Origin of the sequence: Caecibacteroides pullorum (assembly GCF_019239235.1) — a bacterium.
Taxonomy (GTDB): domain Bacteria; phylum Bacteroidota; class Bacteroidia; order Bacteroidales; family Bacteroidaceae; genus Bacteroides; species Bacteroides pullorum.
This window is the reverse complement of record NZ_JAAZTS010000001.1, coordinates 127357-144300: the sequence shown is the minus strand read 5'-3', so window position 1 is coordinate 144300 and position 16944 is coordinate 127357. Positions and strand designations below refer to the sequence as shown.

At 48.4% G+C, this 16944-nt stretch carries 15 protein-coding genes and 1 riboswitch; of the genes, 6 read left to right on the top strand and 9 right to left on the bottom strand.

Translation table 11 applies throughout. The features are described from left to right. Positions 1 to 118 precede the first annotated feature (118 nt). Both HF894_RS00520 and HF894_RS00515 read left to right on the top strand, forming a co-directional pair. Complete coding sequence (locus HF894_RS00520; RefSeq protein ID WP_204970725.1) at positions 119 to 793, top strand: hypothetical protein; 675 nt, start codon at positions 119 to 121, stop codon at positions 791 to 793. An 8-nt stretch (positions 794 to 801) separates the two neighbouring features. Then, positions 802 to 1194, top strand: a complete 393-nt coding sequence (locus HF894_RS00515) for a hypothetical protein (protein ID WP_218417841.1) — start codon at positions 802 to 804, stop codon at positions 1192 to 1194. 67 nt (positions 1195 to 1261) lie between these two features. Here the strand turns inward: HF894_RS00515 and HF894_RS00510 are convergent, their stop codons facing one another. The 6 genes from HF894_RS00510 to HF894_RS00485 all read right to left on the bottom strand — a co-directional run bounded on the left by HF894_RS00510 (position 1262) and on the right by HF894_RS00485 (position 6950). Beyond that, complete coding sequence (locus tag HF894_RS00510) at positions 1262 to 2035, bottom strand: sulfide-dependent adenosine diphosphate thiazole synthase (protein WP_075317650.1); 774 nt, start codon at positions 2033 to 2035, stop codon at positions 1262 to 1264. 41 nt (positions 2036 to 2076) lie between these two features. Next, positions 2077 to 3795, bottom strand: a complete 1719-nt coding sequence (gene thiC, locus HF894_RS00505) for a phosphomethylpyrimidine synthase ThiC (protein WP_021847080.1) — start codon at positions 3793 to 3795, stop codon at positions 2077 to 2079. Between the two features lie 12 nt (positions 3796 to 3807). Then, on the bottom strand, positions 3808 to 4431 hold the full coding sequence (locus HF894_RS00500) for a thiamine phosphate synthase (protein ID WP_204970723.1): 624 nt from the start codon (positions 4429 to 4431) through the stop codon (positions 3808 to 3810). A gap of 79 nt (positions 4432 to 4510) precedes the next feature. Next, positions 4511 to 4611: riboswitch (TPP riboswitch) on the bottom strand. Between the two features lie 133 nt (positions 4612 to 4744). Beyond that, a complete protein-coding gene (locus HF894_RS00495; protein WP_021847077.1) occupies positions 4745 to 5224 on the bottom strand; it encodes a hypothetical protein in 480 nt (159 codons plus the stop codon). Between the two features lie 86 nt (positions 5225 to 5310). Further along, positions 5311 to 5511, bottom strand: a complete 201-nt coding sequence (locus tag HF894_RS00490; protein ID WP_021847076.1) for a hypothetical protein — start codon at positions 5509 to 5511, stop codon at positions 5311 to 5313. Next, positions 5508 to 6950, bottom strand: a complete 1443-nt coding sequence (locus HF894_RS00485) for a carbon starvation CstA family protein (protein WP_204970722.1) — start codon at positions 6948 to 6950, stop codon at positions 5508 to 5510. Before HF894_RS00485 ends, HF894_RS00490 begins: the two co-directional genes overlap by 4 nt. A 117-nt stretch (positions 6951 to 7067) precedes the next feature. Here HF894_RS00485 and HF894_RS00480 point away from each other — a divergent pair, with 117 nt between their 5' ends. Then, positions 7068 to 8549, top strand: a complete 1482-nt coding sequence (locus tag HF894_RS00480; protein ID WP_204970721.1) for a glycoside hydrolase family 10 protein — start codon at positions 7068 to 7070, stop codon at positions 8547 to 8549. Here HF894_RS00480 and HF894_RS00475 read toward each other — a convergent pair. Beyond that, the gene (locus HF894_RS00475) at positions 8546 to 9715 is read right to left on the bottom strand and encodes a hypothetical protein (protein WP_204970720.1); all 1170 of its coding nucleotides are present in this window, start codon (positions 9713 to 9715) and stop codon (positions 8546 to 8548) included. The genes HF894_RS00480 and HF894_RS00475 overlap by 4 nt on opposite strands. A gap of 102 nt (positions 9716 to 9817) precedes the next feature. On the opposite strand from HF894_RS00475, the gene HF894_RS00470 reads away from it, so the two are divergent. Both HF894_RS00470 and nifJ read left to right on the top strand, forming a co-directional pair. Further along, positions 9818 to 10996 carry an ATP-binding protein gene (locus tag HF894_RS00470; RefSeq protein ID WP_075317655.1) on the top strand — a complete coding sequence of 393 codons (1179 nt, stop codon included), beginning with the start codon at positions 9818 to 9820 and terminating at the stop codon, positions 10994 to 10996. 75 nt (positions 10997 to 11071) lie between these two features. Continuing rightward, positions 11072 to 14629: a pyruvate:ferredoxin (flavodoxin) oxidoreductase gene (nifJ, locus tag HF894_RS00465; RefSeq protein WP_075317656.1), complete on the top strand. Its 3558-nt coding sequence runs from the start codon at positions 11072 to 11074 to the stop codon at positions 14627 to 14629. 130 nt (positions 14630 to 14759) lie between these two features. Here the strand turns inward: nifJ and HF894_RS00460 are convergent, their stop codons facing one another. Together HF894_RS00460 and HF894_RS00455 are read right to left on the bottom strand one after the other, a co-directional pair. Further along, positions 14760 to 15065, bottom strand: a complete 306-nt coding sequence (locus tag HF894_RS00460; protein WP_317196509.1) for a GNAT family N-acetyltransferase — start codon at positions 15063 to 15065, stop codon at positions 14760 to 14762. A gap of 113 nt (positions 15066 to 15178) precedes the next feature. Further along, a complete protein-coding gene (locus HF894_RS00455; RefSeq protein WP_204970719.1) occupies positions 15179 to 15733 on the bottom strand; it encodes a helix-hairpin-helix domain-containing protein in 555 nt (184 codons plus the stop codon). A gap of 346 nt (positions 15734 to 16079) precedes the next feature. On the opposite strand from HF894_RS00455, the gene HF894_RS00450 reads away from it, so the two are divergent. After that, positions 16080 to 16862 (top strand): DUF6261 family protein, encoded by a 783-nt coding sequence (locus HF894_RS00450; protein ID WP_204970718.1) that lies wholly within the window; start codon positions 16080 to 16082, stop codon positions 16860 to 16862. Positions 16863 to 16944 lie beyond the last annotated feature (82 nt).

The window sequence follows — 16944 nt, the reverse complement described above, 5'->3', positions numbered from 1 at the left end:
CTATTACCAATACAACACGTACATCATGCTGAATACACCTTACCCCAAGACTTTTAATCCAAGCCGATAAAGCTGATTCATCGAAATAAAAGTAAAAACAGAATAAAAAAACAACAGAATGATGAAAAGATTATTGAACATTACCACAGTCCTTATGATTCTCGCCTTAGCCGCCGGATGCCAAAATGATGAAACAGACGTTGTCTACACCCGAGTTGACGGAGAAACTTTGACTGCCATACAACTGTTTGACAACGAGAAAATTCTCATTTCGGAAATACCCTTATGGAAAGTCAACGAACATGATGACTTATACATGTGCTACGGCAGAATAGTATTAGCGGCCAGTTATCAAAAAGCAAACGGATTTGCTTATCTTATGGAAGGAAGTACAATCACTGACGAACGCATATTCTTCGAAAAAGAGAGCCTCAAATACAAAGGCCAAATCTATAAACCCGACAAAAGAGTCAAAAGAATAAACCCGCAAGGGAAATATGGCGGAAAATGTTATGCGGCCAGCGATGATGAAGGAGGCGCCTTCTTGGTGTTTATCAATGACAAGAAGCTATTATTTCTGAGTTACAACACATACGAAATAACCCAGAAGACCTTCAGTAACTACACCATATCCGGTAAGAAAATTATTGCAGATGAGCTGAACATGGTATTTGAAGATGAAGGAAACGAGCGTTTGATTATGGATAACGACTGGACTATGATCATCTTCAAATTCAAGGAGAAAATAAACGACTATACCCTATGGGAGAATATATTATCAAACGAAGATTGAATCGACTTATGAATACAAGAAAACAAAAGAACAAGAGGGAGCAACACCTAATCAACGAGCTTTGCTTCCTGATGAACAAAAAGAAAATATACACACAAAAATTGATCGATCCACTTTCGGTTATGGTAGGAGTTTTCACATTTCCAGCTATGTACAAGATTCTATCGCTGATTTACCAAACTGACGGAAGAACTGCTATCCACCTACTACGCAACGATGTCGGTGGAGACTCATGGGTTCTGATCTATATAATGTTTTTCTCGATTACAGCATTGATCTATTTAAAAAATCTGATCAGAAAGGATGAAAAGAAAGCGGAAGAGCAACTCATACAAGAAGCAAAAAAACAGCTAGACAACCCGAATATAAAAGCCGTACTTTCCCTACTGGAGAAAGTCTGAAAAAGATAAGGCACGAATAATGCCAATCGCATCATCCGTGCCTTATTCTATATCTTGAAAAAACAGGTTATTTCTTCAAGCGGGCAATGATTTCATCAGCCACCTTCTTACCGGACATCAACATGCCGCCGAAGATGGGACCCATACGAGGAGTACCCGATACAGCTGATGCGGCCATACCGCAAACGTAAAGACCGGGATAGATTTCTTTCGTACCGTTCACCACTTCTTCCTCACCTGACACAACATCCAGCGAACGCTCGCCGATAACCGCACCGGTCTCTGTAGCCAGACGGATACCGTTCTTGCGGGCAACGGTAGCGGCTATCTCACTATCGTGGCCAGTACCGTCGATAACAACCTTTGCCAGGATGTTCAGCGGGTCGACATGCAAACCTTCACGAAGGACAGGGGTCCAGTTAACTACCACACCGCTCACCTGGTTGTTCTTGAAGATGACATCTTCCACCGAGTAGCAGTTGAAGATAGTGGCACCTGCATGTACGGCGTGATAGAGCAACGACGAAGTGCTCTCCACGGAATCCATCACATAGAGTCCGTCGGCAAAAGGTGCATGGTTGATTTCGAATTCGCGCACGATGTCCATCGCTTCTTCCTGGATGACAATTTGGTTGAACATCATGGCACCGCCCCACATGCCACCGCCGGGAGCCAGCTTGCGATCGAACTGAGCTACCTTCAGGCCGGCCTTGGCCAGATAGTAAGCAGCCACAATACCCGAAGGGCCACCGCCTACAATAGCGACATCGAGGTCGAGGTTCTTCTCCAACTTCTCAAAATAGGTACTGATGATACCTTGTGATACTTTTGTTTCAATCATTTTGTTCTTAAAATTAGAATGTTATAATCATTTTATCTTGTTTACTTATCCTTCACCGTTTCCTGCTCTGTATAGTCACAATCAGTCAGGCGCTGACTGATACGCATGGCACAGAAGTGAGGACCACACATGGTACAATACTTGCCATTCAAGTGATTGGCCTCCTTGTAATATTGCAATGCACGCTCAGGGTCGAGGCTCAGGTTGAACTGGTCTTTCCAACGGAACTCATAACGGGCTTTGCTAAGCGCATTGTCACGCACCTCGGCACCCGGATGTCCTTTGGCCAAATCGGCAGCATGGGCTGCAATCTTATAAGTAACCACACCTACACGAACGTCTTCCTTCTGCGGCAAAGCCAGGTGTTCTTTCGGCGTAACGTAACAAAGCATGGCCGTGCCATACCAACCAATCTGAGCAGCTCCAATAGCGCTCGTAATATGATCATAACCAGGAGCAATGTCAGTAACAATAGGACCCAACGTATAGAACGGCGCCTCGTGACACTTCTCAATCTGGCGATCCATGTTCTCACGAATCTTGTGCATGGGCACGTGGCCGGGACCTTCGATAAACGCCTGCACATTCTTAGCCCAGGCACGCTCCACAAGTTCGCCCATCGTATCGAGTTCGGCAAACTGAGCGCGGTCGTTGGCATCGTAGATGGCACCCGGACGGAGGCCATCGCCCAACGAAAGGGCTACGTCGTACTGTGCACAGATGTCGCAGATGTCATCAAAGTGCTCATAGAGGAAACTTTCCTTCTGATGCACCTTGCACCATTGCGAAATGATACTTCCTCCACGACTCACCATGCCGCAAAGACGTTCGTTGGCATAATGGATGTTCTTCAGGCGGATGCCACAATGGATGGTAAAATAGTCTACGCCCTGCTCGCACTGTTCAATGAGCGTATCGCGGAAAAGTTCCCACGTCAGATCTTCTGCTTTACCTTTTACTTTCTCCATTGCCTGATACATAGGCACAGTACCCACAGGAACAGGGCAGTTACGGATAATCCATTCGCGCGTTTCATGGATGTTCTCTCCTGTAGAAAGATCCATCAGCGTGTCCCCTCCCCACTTGCAACTCCAGATAGCCTTTTCCACTTCTTCTTCAATGGTCGAAGTGGTAGCAGAGTTACCAATATTGGTATTGATCTTCACCAGAAAACGTGTACCGATAATCATCGGCTCGGCCTCAGGATGGTTGATATTGGCAGGCAAGACAGCACGTCCGGCTGCAATCTCCTGGCGCACAAACTCGGGAGTAATATATGATTCAATGCCCAATTCACGATTGTTCATATTCTCGCGGATGGCTACATATTCCATTTCAGGGGTAATGATACCCTGCTTAGCATAGTACATCTGCGACACCTGACAACCTTTTTTCGCTCTATAGGGCAGGCAAATATGTTCGAAACGCAAATGATCAAGACTCTTGTCTGCCAGACGTTCACGACCATATTCCGAGGAGATTTCGGGCAGCACTTCTACATCACGACTACGTATCCAGGCTTCGCGCAGGCGCGGCAAACCTTTACGCAAATCCACTTCTACAGAAGGATCGCTGTAGACACCACTCGTATCGTAGACATAAACGGGAGCATTCTCACGCGTCACCCGACGGCCGTCTTCGATGGTGACAGTCGGAGTCAGATTGACACGACGCATAGCTACCCGCACGTCGGGATGGATTTCGCCCTTCAAATAGACTTTCTCCGAATCGGGATAGGTTATTTTAATGTTGTCTTCCATAAGTTTATACTGTTATTTTTGGGTTAATTCTATGATTCGTTTCATTTCTTCCACTGGATCTGAAGCACGCAGGATGCTACCGCTCAAGGCGATGCCATTCAGACCTGTAGCTTTCAGATCGGCTATATTGTCTGCCCCGATACCGCCAATACCTACGATGGGCAGGTTGATTTCATGTTCCTCCATCTGCGACAGGAGCCTGCGATACCCTTCCAAACCAAGGATAGGTGCCAGATTCTTCTTAGTTGTCGTATAGCGAAAAGGACCACATCCGATATAGTCGGCCCCTGCACGATGAAGACGCTGTATGTCATCAAAGGTATTTGCTGTGCCGCCAATGATAAACTCAGGTCCCAGATAGGCTCGTGCCTCGTCGACGGGCATATCAAGCTTACCTAAATGGACACCATCCGCATGAAGACGCTTCACCAGCTCTACACGATCGTCCAGCACAAAATAAGCTCCAAAATCATGGCACATAGCCTGAACTTGTCGCGCCACGGTCTCTACCTCCTCGTCCGAGGCATCCTTCATACGCAACTGAATCCAACGGCATCCACCTTCAAGGGCAATGCGGGCTGACTCGGCATAGCCAATGGTATCGGTAAAATGAGTAATGAATTGTACTTGAAACATAAGCTCCTTTCATATTAAACTATATCATAAACAACAGAAAAGGAGCATCCGCACAGACGCTGTGATGAAAAAAACAGAAATAAACACTCAAAAAAATCCCTCCGCCGGCATGATCCGTATCAGGTTCATTGGGTATAATCTCAGCCATTGCGTTCGCACAAGGCACCCCCTTTTCTGAAATCTGCAGCAAATAACGGAATAAAAAACGGAATATCAAAGGAGATAACCCCTTTTTAGGATTATTATTACCCACAAAAAAAGAGAGCACTTCCAGCGGAACGCTCTCTTCTCCTATCATAACAGAATATTTTTATCAGAAATAGAATCCGAAACCGACTTTCAATCCAAACTCAGAACGATCTTTATTAATATCCCAATAAACGGCAGGTTCAATAGTCACTGTCTTTGAAAGGAAAAAGGCATAACCTGCCTCAGTTCCAAAACCTACCAACGTGCGCTTGTCATGTTCCCAAACATGATGGTTCAAGTTGACATTAGCACCCAAGAACACACCTATCGCATCAAAGTAGTAACGTCCGCCTACACCCAGAATATAATCATCAGAGCCTCCACCTTGCCATTGGGCACCAGCACGCAACAACAAAGCCAGATTGTCTACCAGGAAAGCACCTCCATTGGCTTCAATACCAAAATGAGCTTTTTCCGTTTGGGTATTATAAGACAGATTCAGCCCTGTCACAGACGGATTAACAAACCATTTTCCTTTCTCGAATTGTGCCTGAGCCACAACTGTGACCAACAAGAGGCTGAAAATGAACATCAGTTTTTTCATATACCTATCACTTTAGTTTAAATAATGTCTTTAATGCAAATATAAACCAAAAAAGTGAGACTTTTGATGACTGATAAAAGAAAAAGTTATCCGTTTCTTTCTTTTCTATGTTCTTTATGACGCAACACAAGCCATAGCAACAGCACAATGACATAAGAAGCAAACACAGTTACATATTTTTCGGCCACACTAATCTCTGAATTGCGAGGCAAAAAATATGCAGCTGTTGCCGATATATAAATCAGCAATGCCAAACTCAAGGCAGACGATTTCTTCATCTTTTTCATGCTCTCCCCTCCCTTCTCAGCTTTTCATATTTAGCCTTCCAGATATTGAACCATACAAAAGCTACAATTGCAACTCCCATTGCAATCAGCCCCGCATTCTGAAGCCCCAAATTCAAACCTTCAGGAGCTACACAGATGTAGGAGGTACAGACTGCCGTCATAAACAGAGCCGGCAACAGGGTGATACAGAAACGAAAACGAGCACGTTCACGCACCAGCCAAACAGTAACGGCCCACAAAGTAAAGACAGATAAGGTCTGATTGGCCCACGCGAAATAACGCCAGATGATCTGGAAACCATCAGCATCGCGCAAACTATAGATCAGCAAAGCGGTGGCAACAACGAACATGGGAATACATATGTACAAACGACTCCGTATGGATTTCTGCTCTAACTTCAGAAAATCGGCTACAATAAGGCGAGCTGAGCGGAAAGCCGTATCACCACTGGTAATGGGAGCAGCAACAACACCCAAAATAGCCAATACACCACCGATTTCGCCCAACCAATCTTTGCTGATATCGAATACAACGATGGAGGCATCACTGATACCCATACCATTCTCATGGAAAAAATAAGTGGCAACCGTTGCCCATACCAAAGCGACAATACCCTCGGTGATCATAGCTCCATAGAAGATGGGGCGCCCATGACGTTCGCTCGTCATACAGCGTGCCATCAAGGGACTTTGTGTAGCATGGAAACCCGAAATGGCTCCACAGGCAATGGTAATGAACATCATCGGGAAAATTGGAGTCGTTTCAGCCTTGGGGTGCGTATTTTGCATTCCATCCCAGACCTCAGGCAAGGCTGGAAAATGTACATAAAGCATCACCAAAATCCCTACTGCCATGAAAATAAGAGCCACAGCAAAAACAGGGTAAATCTTGCCGATTATCTTATCTACCGGCAACATGGTAGCAAGGACATAATAAATGAATATAACTACAATCCAGAAAGTCATATCGAGGGATTCGGGCGTCAACTTAGCCAACAGTCCTGCAGGAGAAGCCACAAAGACAGCCCCCACCAACATCATCAGCAACACAGTAAACGCACGCATGACTTGCTTGGTAGTCAAACCCAAATAACGACCAATGAGTTCGGGCAAGCTTTCGCCTCCGTTACGTAACGAAAGCATACCAGCCAGGTAATCATGAACGGCTCCTGCAAAAATACTGCCCAGCACAATCCACAAATAGGAAGCTGTGCCAAACATTGCTCCCATAATAGCACCAAAGATAGGCCCCACGCCAGCAATGTTGAGAAACTGTATCATAAAGACTTTCCAAGTTGGCAAAGGTATATAATCAACTCCGTCTGCTTGTGTCAGCGCAGGAGTTGGACGATCGTCCGGACCGAAGATGCGTTCCGCCAAGCGTCCGTAGAGGAAATAGCCGGCAACCAATGCCAACAAAGCAATTGTAAAAGTAATCATAGTAGTTTCTTTTATTATTTTTTGGAAGCAAAAGTAATTGTTTTCTATTTATCTTGCACTATTTAGCAACAGTTTTTGTAATTTCGCCGACAAAAAATAAGAATAAGCAATTTCCGCATGATAAATATAAACTGCATATACCTGCTGATTGTTTTCAGTTTCCTGATACTGTTCAATTTATCCGCACAACCTGCTCCCAAGTACGAAGTACGCGCAGCATGGATAACTGCAGTATATGGCCTCGACTGGCCACGCACCAAAGCGACAACCCCAGCCGGCATACAAAAGCAGAAGGAAGAACTGGTAGAGATCTTGGACAAACTGAAAGAAGCCAACTTCAATACCGTGTTGTTTCAAGCACGTACACGTGGCGATGTCCTCTACAAATCGGACATAGAACCCTATAATTCCATTTTGACAGGCAAAAGTGGCAAGGACCCAGGTTACGATCCACTGGCTTTTGCCGTAGAAGAGTGCCACAAGAGGGGCATGGAATGTCATGCCTGGATGGTGACCATTCCACTGGGAGGACGCAAACATGTAGCCTCACTGGGCAAACAATCTGTTACCCGCCGACAACCCAAAATCTGCGTACCCTATAAACGCGAGTATTTTCTCAACCCAGGCAATCCTAAAACGAAAGAATACCTGATGAGCCTGGTCAAAGAAGTCGTGGAAAGATATGACGTGGATGGTGTACATTTCGACTACCTGCGCTATCCCGAACGTGCCTTCCGTTTCCCTGACAGCTATGATTATCGAAAGTACGGCAACGGACGTAGCCTCGACCAATGGCGCAGGGACAACATCACGGAAATTTTGCGCTACATATATAAAGGTGTAAAACAACTGAAACTTTGGGTCAAAGTCAGCACCTGCCCTGTAGGAAAGTATCGTGATACCAGCCGCTACTCATCCAAAGGATGGAATGCCTTCCATGTTGTCTACCAGGATGTACAAGGATGGCTGGGCGAAGGTATTCTGGATCAGATTTACCCCATGATGTACTTCCGCGGCAACGCTTTCTATCCGTTCGCCCTCGACTGGCAGGAGCAAAGCAATGGCCGCCACGTAGTGCCCGGCCTTGGCGTCTACTTCCTCCACCCCAGCGAAGGCGACTGGAGCCTGGACGAAATACAACGGCAAATCAACTTCATACGTAACCATCACCTGGCAGGCGAAGCGCACTATCGGGTGAAATTCGTGACAGACAATACCCAAAACTTGTATGACATACTTCAAAACGATTTCTACGCCTACCCTGCCCTGCAACCTCCTATGACATGGGCAGACAGCATCGCCCCTTCAGCTCCATCCGAGCTGAAAGCCGAACAAATCTCTGAAGGATACACGCGCCTGCATTGGAAAGCGTCAACCGACAACGACAAGCAAAACACACCTACTTATGTAGTTTATGCCTCAGACGAACTGCCTGTCGACACACAAAACCCTGCAAACATCGTAGCTACAGGCATACGTGAAACGGAATATATCTATGCTCCGATCCTGCCTTGGACAACGCGTCGCCATTTTGTCGTAACGGCCATAGACAGATATGGCAACGAAAGTGAGCCTTCGGCTCCTGCCAGTCGATATTAATCCACCTCGAGCAGTGCCAGGCAACGGCTTTCAGACGTAACGGGCACCAAAGGAAGGCAGCCACGTACCAGTCGTCCGCCTTCTATAACAGGAGCCGATTTCCTCATTCGTTCAGCATAAGCTTCGTACAAGGCGCCAGGTGCAGGGTAATGTTCGATATGAAACAAACCGCTCAAGCCAGGAGCCAGTACACGCTCTGCCAGACGAAGTGCCACAATCCCCATATTCATACGCAGGTTGACTTCCACCATCGGATGAAGACGAAAGCCGTCCTCCTCTTTACACACCATCATGTCTACTCCCAAAGGGCCTCGATAGCCTGCTTCAGCATATTCCTCTAACAGCAGAGCTACACGTGTGCACAAACTATCCAATACCCCAACAGAAACATAGCGTGACATATATGCTTCAAAAAGGGCAGATGAAAGGACCCGATTCCCCAAGTAACGGCCTCGTCCATCGGTCAAGAACAAAGAATAGCCTTCAAAAACGACCTTTCCACAAGCGTCAATCACAAACTCCATCGCAAAATCATCTACCTTACTATATATAGGAGAAGCTATTAATGCCCCTTGTTCCTTCAAGACACGTCCGCACCATCCCTCCACGGCAGAAAATCCATTTCTGCACCAACACAACCCCTTTCCGCTACTGGACCATGGAGCCTTGAACACCACTCCACCCTGATGCGCCTCGACATACGTCCGACAAGCGTCCAGCGTTTTGAAAACTTCCGCCTCACCACAATACGCCCCATCGGCAGGCAACTTACCCAACAAAGCCGCGGAAGTTTGTCTGGACGCCAACGTCCGATAGGTTTCTATCTCATCAGCAGAAGGCAAACGGCCGGCAGCAACACCATTCTTCAGAAAGAAATGACGAATAGCAGGATTCCATCCCCAAGGCGACATTTCCACCTCTTCCATCCGCATCACATCAGCACCCGTCACAACCTCTACCTGCAGATTGAACAAAAGGCACATTTGCGATGCGTAAAGCATTGCTTTCCCATCGGGAATCCATACCTTTTCTCCCGCCCTCGCATACCATAAAGGAAGCAACGCCAGATCGCGTGTCATCCCACGTACCTGTTCGGGTGCCAGATAATGCTTCCCATTGCAGGCCAAAGCCAAATCCGTATCTGGATTAAAAACATGCAGCTTCATACTTTTTTCATTTTCGGGTACAAACTTACGCAATTTTTGCAATGTCTACTTTGCAATTCTATAAAAAAGCTATATCTTTGTGGCCGATAAGAGTTTAATGATATGGAAGCATTCTACCGCACACACGCCTATCTTGTGGAGCACACAAACGCTCCGGTTCGTCGCGACCTCATGGACGAGATTGACTGGAACGACCGTCTCATAGGCATTAAAGGAACGCGTGGTGTAGGTAAAACGACTTTTCTGCTTCAATATGCCAAGGAAAAATTCGGGACCGACCGCTCCTGCCTCTTTATCAACATGAACAATTTCTACTTTTCCGGCCACGGCATCGTAGAATTTGCTTACGAATTCCAACGCCGCGGCGGCAAAGTGCTCCTGATTGACCAGGTATTCAAGTTTCCTAACTGGAGTAAGGAGTTGCGCATGTGCTACGACCGTTTCCCCAACCTGAAGATTGTCTTCACTGGTTCGTCGGTCATGCGCCTGAAAGAAGAAAACCTCGAACTGCGCGACATCGTAAAAAGTTACAACCTGCGTGGCTTCTCTTTCCGCGAATTCCTGAACCTTCAGACAGGCATGAAATTCCACTCCTACACGCTGGACGAAATCCTGAACAACCACGAACAGATAGCCAAGGGTATACTGGCCAAAGTACATCCGTTGGACTATTTTCAGGATTACATGCACCATGGATTCTACCCCTTCTTCCTCGAAAAGCGTAATTTTTCCGAAAATCTGCTCAAGACCATGAACATGATGGTAGAAGTGGACATCCTGCTCATCAAGCAAATCGAACTGAAATACTTGTCGAAAATAAAAAAGCTGTTGTATCTCTTGGCAGTAGACGGGCCTAAAGCACCCAACGTAAGCCAACTGGCCAACGATATAGAGACTTCGCGCGCCACGGTAATGAACTACATCAAATACCTGGCTGACGCCCGCCTCATCAACATGGTCTATCCTGTAGGAGAAGAATTCCCCAAGAAGCCGGCCAAAATCATGATGCACAATTCAAATCTGATGTATTCCATCTACCCGGTCAAGGTTGAAGAGCAGGATGTGCTTGACACGTTCTTCGTCAACACCCTGTGGAAAGACCACAAGGTGAATCGAGGAGATAAAAACGTCTCATTCATGGTAGATAAGGACAAAGCTTTCAAGATTTGTCCGGAAGGGATCAAAATAAAAAATAATCCTAACATGGTGTATGCTATGCACAAGATGGAAATCGGACGTGACAACCAGATCCCGTTGTGGCTGTTCGGTTTCTTGTACTAAACACACACGGTAAAAACGCAGAAAAACGAAACTAAAATAAAAAAGAGATTTTTCACTTAATAAATTCATTTAGTTATGACTAAACAGAAAAAATTCATCACTTGTGATGGTAACGAAGCCGCTGCTCACATCTCGTACATGTTCTCCGAGGTAGCAGCTATCTACCCCATCACCCCGTCATCTACGATGGCTGAGCACGTAGACGAATGGGCTGCCGCAGGTCGTAAGAACATCTTCGGCGAAACAGTATTGGTACAGGAAATGCAGTCGGAAGCTGGTGCTGCCGGCGCTGTACACGGCTCATTGCAGGCAGGTGCACTGACTACCACCTACACTGCTTCTCAGGGTCTGTTGCTGATGATCCCCAATATGTACAAGATTGCCGGTGAAAACCTGCCTTGCGTATTCCACGTATCTGCACGTACACTGGCCAGCCACGCTCTGTGTATCTTCGGCGACCATCAGGACGTTATGTCTTGCCGCCAGACAGGCTTCGCCATGTTGGCTGAAGGATCTGTACAGGAAGTGATGGACCTCGCCGGTGTTGCTCACCTGTCTACACTGAAGGCACGCGTTCCGTTCATCAACTTCTTCGACGGTTTCCGTACTTCTCATGAAATCCAAAAGATCGAGAAGCTGGATAACGAAGACCTCGCTCCGCTGATCGACCAGGAAGCTTTAGCTGAATTCCGCAGCCGCGCCATGAACCCCATGACTCCGGTAGCACGTGGTATGGCCGAAAACCCCGACCACTTCTTCCAGCATCGTGAATCTTGCAACAGCTTCTATGATGCAGTTCCTGCCATCGTGGAAGACTACATGAAGAAGATCAGCGAAATCACTGGCCGCAACTATGGTCTGTTCGATTACTATGGTGATCCCGAAGCTGATCGCGTCATCATCGCCATGGGTTCTGTAACAGAGGCTATCCGCGAAGTTATCGACTACCTGCGTGCTAAGGGCGAAAAAGTAGGTTTGGTAGCTGTTCACCTCTACCGTCCGTTCTCGGCTAAGCACTTCCTGGCAGCTGTACCTAAGACTGCTAAGCGCATCGCCGTACTCGATCGTACTAAGGAACCGGGTGCTAACGGCGAACCTCTTTACATGGATGTTAAAGACTGCTTCTACGGACAGGAAAATGCCCCGCTTATCGTTGGCGGACGCTATGGTTTGGGTTCGAAAGATACCACTCCGGCACAAATCTTTGCCGTTTACGACAACCTGTCATTGCCGACTCCGAAGAACCACTTCACAATCGGTATCGTAGACGACGTAACCTTCACTTCTCTGCCTCAGGAAGCTGAAATCGCCGTAGGTGGCGAAGGCATGTTCGAAGCCAAGTTCTACGGTTTGGGTGCTGACGGTACAGTAGGTGCCAACAAGAACTCAGTGAAGATCATCGGTGACAATACCGACAAGCACTGTCAGGCATACTTCTCTTACGACTCTAAGAAGTCAGGCGGTTTCACTTGCTCTCACCTGCGTTTCGGTGACACTCCTATCCGCTCTACTTACTTGGTTAATACACCTAACTTCGTAGCTTGCCACGTACAGGCTTACCTGCACATGTACGACGTAACCCGCGGTCTGCGCAAGAACGGTTCGTTCCTGCTCAACACCATCTGGGAAGGCGAAGAACTGGCTAAGAACCTGCCGAACAAGGTTAAGAAATATTTTGCACAGAACAACATTACTGTTTACTACATCAACGCTACTCAGATTGCACAGGAAATCGGATTGGGCAACCGTACCAACACTATCCTGCAGTCTGCATTCTTCCGCATCACAGGCGTTATCCCCGTTGATCTGGCTGTAGAGCAGATGAAGAAGTTCATCGTGAAGTCTTATGGCAAGAAGGGTGAAGATGTTGTAAACAAGAACTATGCTGCCGTTGACCGTGGTGGCGAATACAAACAACTGACTATCGATCCGGCATGGGCTAACCTGCCTGATGACGAAAAGGCCGCCAACAACGATCCTGCATTCATCAACGAAGTAGTTCGTCCTATCAACGCTCAGGACGGCGACTTGCTGCCGGTATCTGCCTTCAAGGGTATCGAAGACGGTACTTGGGAACAAGGTACTGCCAAGTACGAAAAACGCGGTGTTGCAGCATTCGTACCCGAATGGAATGCCGAAAACTGTATCCAGTGTAACAAGTGTGCTTACGTATGTCCTCACGCTGCCATCCGTCCGTTCATCCTCGACGCTGAAGAGCAGAAGGGTGCTAACTTCACTCAGCTGAAAGCTGTCGGTAAGGTATTCGACGGTATGACATTCCGCATGCAGGTTGACGTACTCGACTGTCTGGGTTGCGGCAACTGTGTTGACGTATGTCCGGGTAATCCGAAGAAAGGTGGCAAAGCCTTGTCAATGGTTCACCTGGAAAGCCAGATGGCCGAAGCAGCCAACTGGACTTACTGCGTAGAGAACGTGAAGAGCAAACAGCACTTGGTAGACATCAAGGCCAACGTGAAGAACTCTCAGTTCGCTACTCCGCTGTTCGAGTTCTCTGGAGCTTGCTCTGGTTGCGGCGAAACTCCGTATGTGAAGCTGATTTCTCAGCTCTTCGGTGACCGTGAAATGGTAGCCAACGCTACAGGATGTTCTTCTATCTACTCAGGTTCTGTTCCTTCTACTCCTTACACCAAGAACGAGAAGGGTCACGGTCCTGCATGGGCTAACTCATTGTTTGAAGACTTCTGCGAATTCGGTCTGGGTATGGAACTGGCTAACGAAAAGATGCGTGCCCGTATCGCCAAACTGATGGAAGAAGGCATTGCAAACGAAGCTACTCCGGCTGAATACAAAGCTATCTTCACTGAATGGTTGGAAAACAGCCTGGATGCAGACAAGACCAAAGACATCTACGAACGTATCGTTCCGATGCTGGAAGCTGCCAAAGACAAATGTCCGGTTTGCGCAGGTATCTACAACCTGAAACAGTACATCGTAAAACGCAGCCAGTGGATTATCGGTGGTGACGGTGCTTCTTACGATATAGGTTACGGTGGTCTTGACCACGTTATCGCCAGCGGTAAAGACGTAAACATCCTCGTACTCGATACAGAGGTTTACTCTAATACTGGTGGTCAGTCTTCTAAGGCTACTCCGGTAGGTGCTATCGCCAAGTTTGCTGCTGCCGGCAAGCGCGTACGTAAGAAAGACCTCGGTCTGATGGCTACTACTTACGGTTACGTTTACGTAGCACAGATTGCTATGGGTGCCGATCAGGCTCAGACTCTGAAGGCTCTGCGCGAAGCTGAAGCTTATCCCGGTCCGTCACTCATCATTGCTTACGCTCCGTGTATCAACCACGGTCTGAAAGCTGGTATGGGTAAGAGCCAGGCTGAGGAAGAAAAAGCTGTTAAGTGTGGTTACTGGCACTTGTGGCGTTACAACCCGGCATTGGAAGCTGAAGGCAAGAATCCGTTCACACTGGATAGCAAAGAGCCCGAATGGGAAGGATTCAAAGACTTCTTGAAGGGTGAAGTTCGTTACGCATCTGTAATGAAGCAATATCCTGCAGAAGCCGAACAACTCTTCCAGGCTGCCGAGGACAACGCTAAGTGGCGTTACAACAGCTACAAGCGTCTGGCCCGTGAAAACTGGGGAGCTGAAGTTGCTGAATAATCCAGCTAAATCATAAGGAAAGCATAGGCGGACATCCGCCTGCTTTCCATTACCCCTCATACAAAAATCCCCTACAGATGTCTTCACTGGAAGAAGACATATCTGTAGGGGATTTTGTTATTATCTGCAATCAAAGAGCACAAGCATTACCCTCACAATAATCCGAGCTGGGCTCTCCGCCGTATTCTGGATGACGTTGCAACCAACAAACTGCATAAGAACAAGTAGCCACTAATTTATAGCCCTGCTGACGCGCATAATCATAAGCCTCTTTAACAAGTGCTGAAGCAATTCCTTGGCCTTCCAGAGGAACTGGAACGACAGTATGGCGAATATCGAACATCTTATTTTCAATACGATAGGCTACATAAGCCATTTCACCATTTTGTAATAAAGTAAAACGATGTTTTTCTGGGTCGTGAAGAATATCCATCATAATGCTCTAATTTTAAGATTCTACTTACCAATACTCCTCTTACGAATAAAAAAATACAATGTCATCCTTCACGCTGTGAAGGATGACATTGTACTATAACGACGCTCCTGTTTCTATTCCGCGCCTCCCTCATTCTCATTTCCAACGCCTTCCTCCAGCCGAGCCAGCATCTGTCGCAGATGCGCCTCGTTTTCTGCATCCGAGAGGGTCGGGTCCTTCATGAAGCGGGCACAAGGCAGCTCGGGACAGCCGCCGCAATTCCGTCGCTTCCTGTCGCGGCAGCATTCGTAGATAGGACATACGTCCTTGTCCGTATAGGTCAGCCAAAACACCTTGCCGCGTATCTTCCGGCAACCGCCACAGGCCGTGGGGAAGCTGGCACACTCGGCACACACCGCCCCGCAGGGTGACGGCCGCACGAACTCGTCTTTCCACAACCACCACTTGCACTTGGCCGGGTCGGGTTGGGGCGTGTTGACGAAATACTCCACGGCACGATACAGGTAAAGCTGGCAACGGTCGAGGGTACAGCCGCGCAGGCGGCATTCTTCAGCATACAGGTCTTCGGCCCGCTTGCCTTTCAGCGAGGCGATAGTAGGGTAGCCCATGTCCAGGAGGTCCTGCTCCGTCTGGGCTCCGACGTTGGGGATTTGTCTGAGTTCGCTCATAGCCTGAAATCTTGTCTGACAAAGATACAATTTTCCACGCGACCGCCCACCCGAGGATGCCATTTTTCGCAATCCTCCACCCTGCTGCCCGTCCGCCGGCTCCGTAGGGCGGAAAACGGCTGGCAGCGGGGTGGGAAAAGCGATTTTCAATCACTTGCACCCCTGCAAACTAACAAAAATCACGATTTTCAATCACTTGTACCCCTACAAACAAACAAAAATCGCAATTTTTAACCACTTGTATCCCTAAAAACAAACAAAAATCGAGATTTTTAATCATTTGCACCCCTGCAAATAAACAAAAATCCACTATCTTAGCCGCATGAAAACATAAACGAACCGAAATATGGACAAAAATCACCCCAAGTTCGACCAATTTCCCGTATCACAGCTGCCCGCCGCCACGCACTACGGCTTCCACAACGATTTTGCCGACATCGTTGCCCCGCTGGAGGCGTCCTTCCCCAACCTGACGCCCCTGCTCCAGGCCTACCGCGCCGCCCTACAGGTGGAGAGCCGCATCTACGTGCGCCCGCGCGGCCTGAACAGCACGCGCAAGCTGCTCGAAGCCGACCTCCGCCGCGACCGCCTGTTGGGCGTCATCCTGCAAACCGTGAATGCCCACCGCGCCAATCCGCTGGAGCCCCGCCGCCGTGCGGCGCAACACCTCATCGACCTACTCGCCCCCTACCGCGGGACGGGACGCCGCAAGTACGGCGAGTCGTCGTCGGCCTACAGCCGCCTGACCGAGCTCCTGCAAGCCGAACCCACTGCCTCGGAAATCGCCCTGCTGGGCCTCGCCGCCGAGGTGCAGGCGCTGGACGAGGCGCAACGTGCGTTCGAGTCCGTCTACCGCGGCGAAGCGGCCGACGACGCCCTGCTACGCAGCGAGCTGCACGCCATCGACACGCAGCAGACGCGCCGACAGGTAGACCGTGCCTATCGCGCCCTAACGCAATACATCAGTGCCCTGGCCATCACCCAACCAACGGACGAAGTGCTGACCGTCGTGGCTTGGCACAACGGTGCCGCCTATCGCCTCCGTCAGGAGCTGGCCAACCAGGGGCGGCGCCGCAAGCGCGGGGAGGCCGACAACGGAACGCCTCCGACACAAGGGGCAGAGGACTGACGCCATCCCTCAGAAAAAACGGAAAGAGGATGCCCCCACAGCGGGGACATCCTCTTTTTCGTTTATAGTGCGTCGCCCGAAG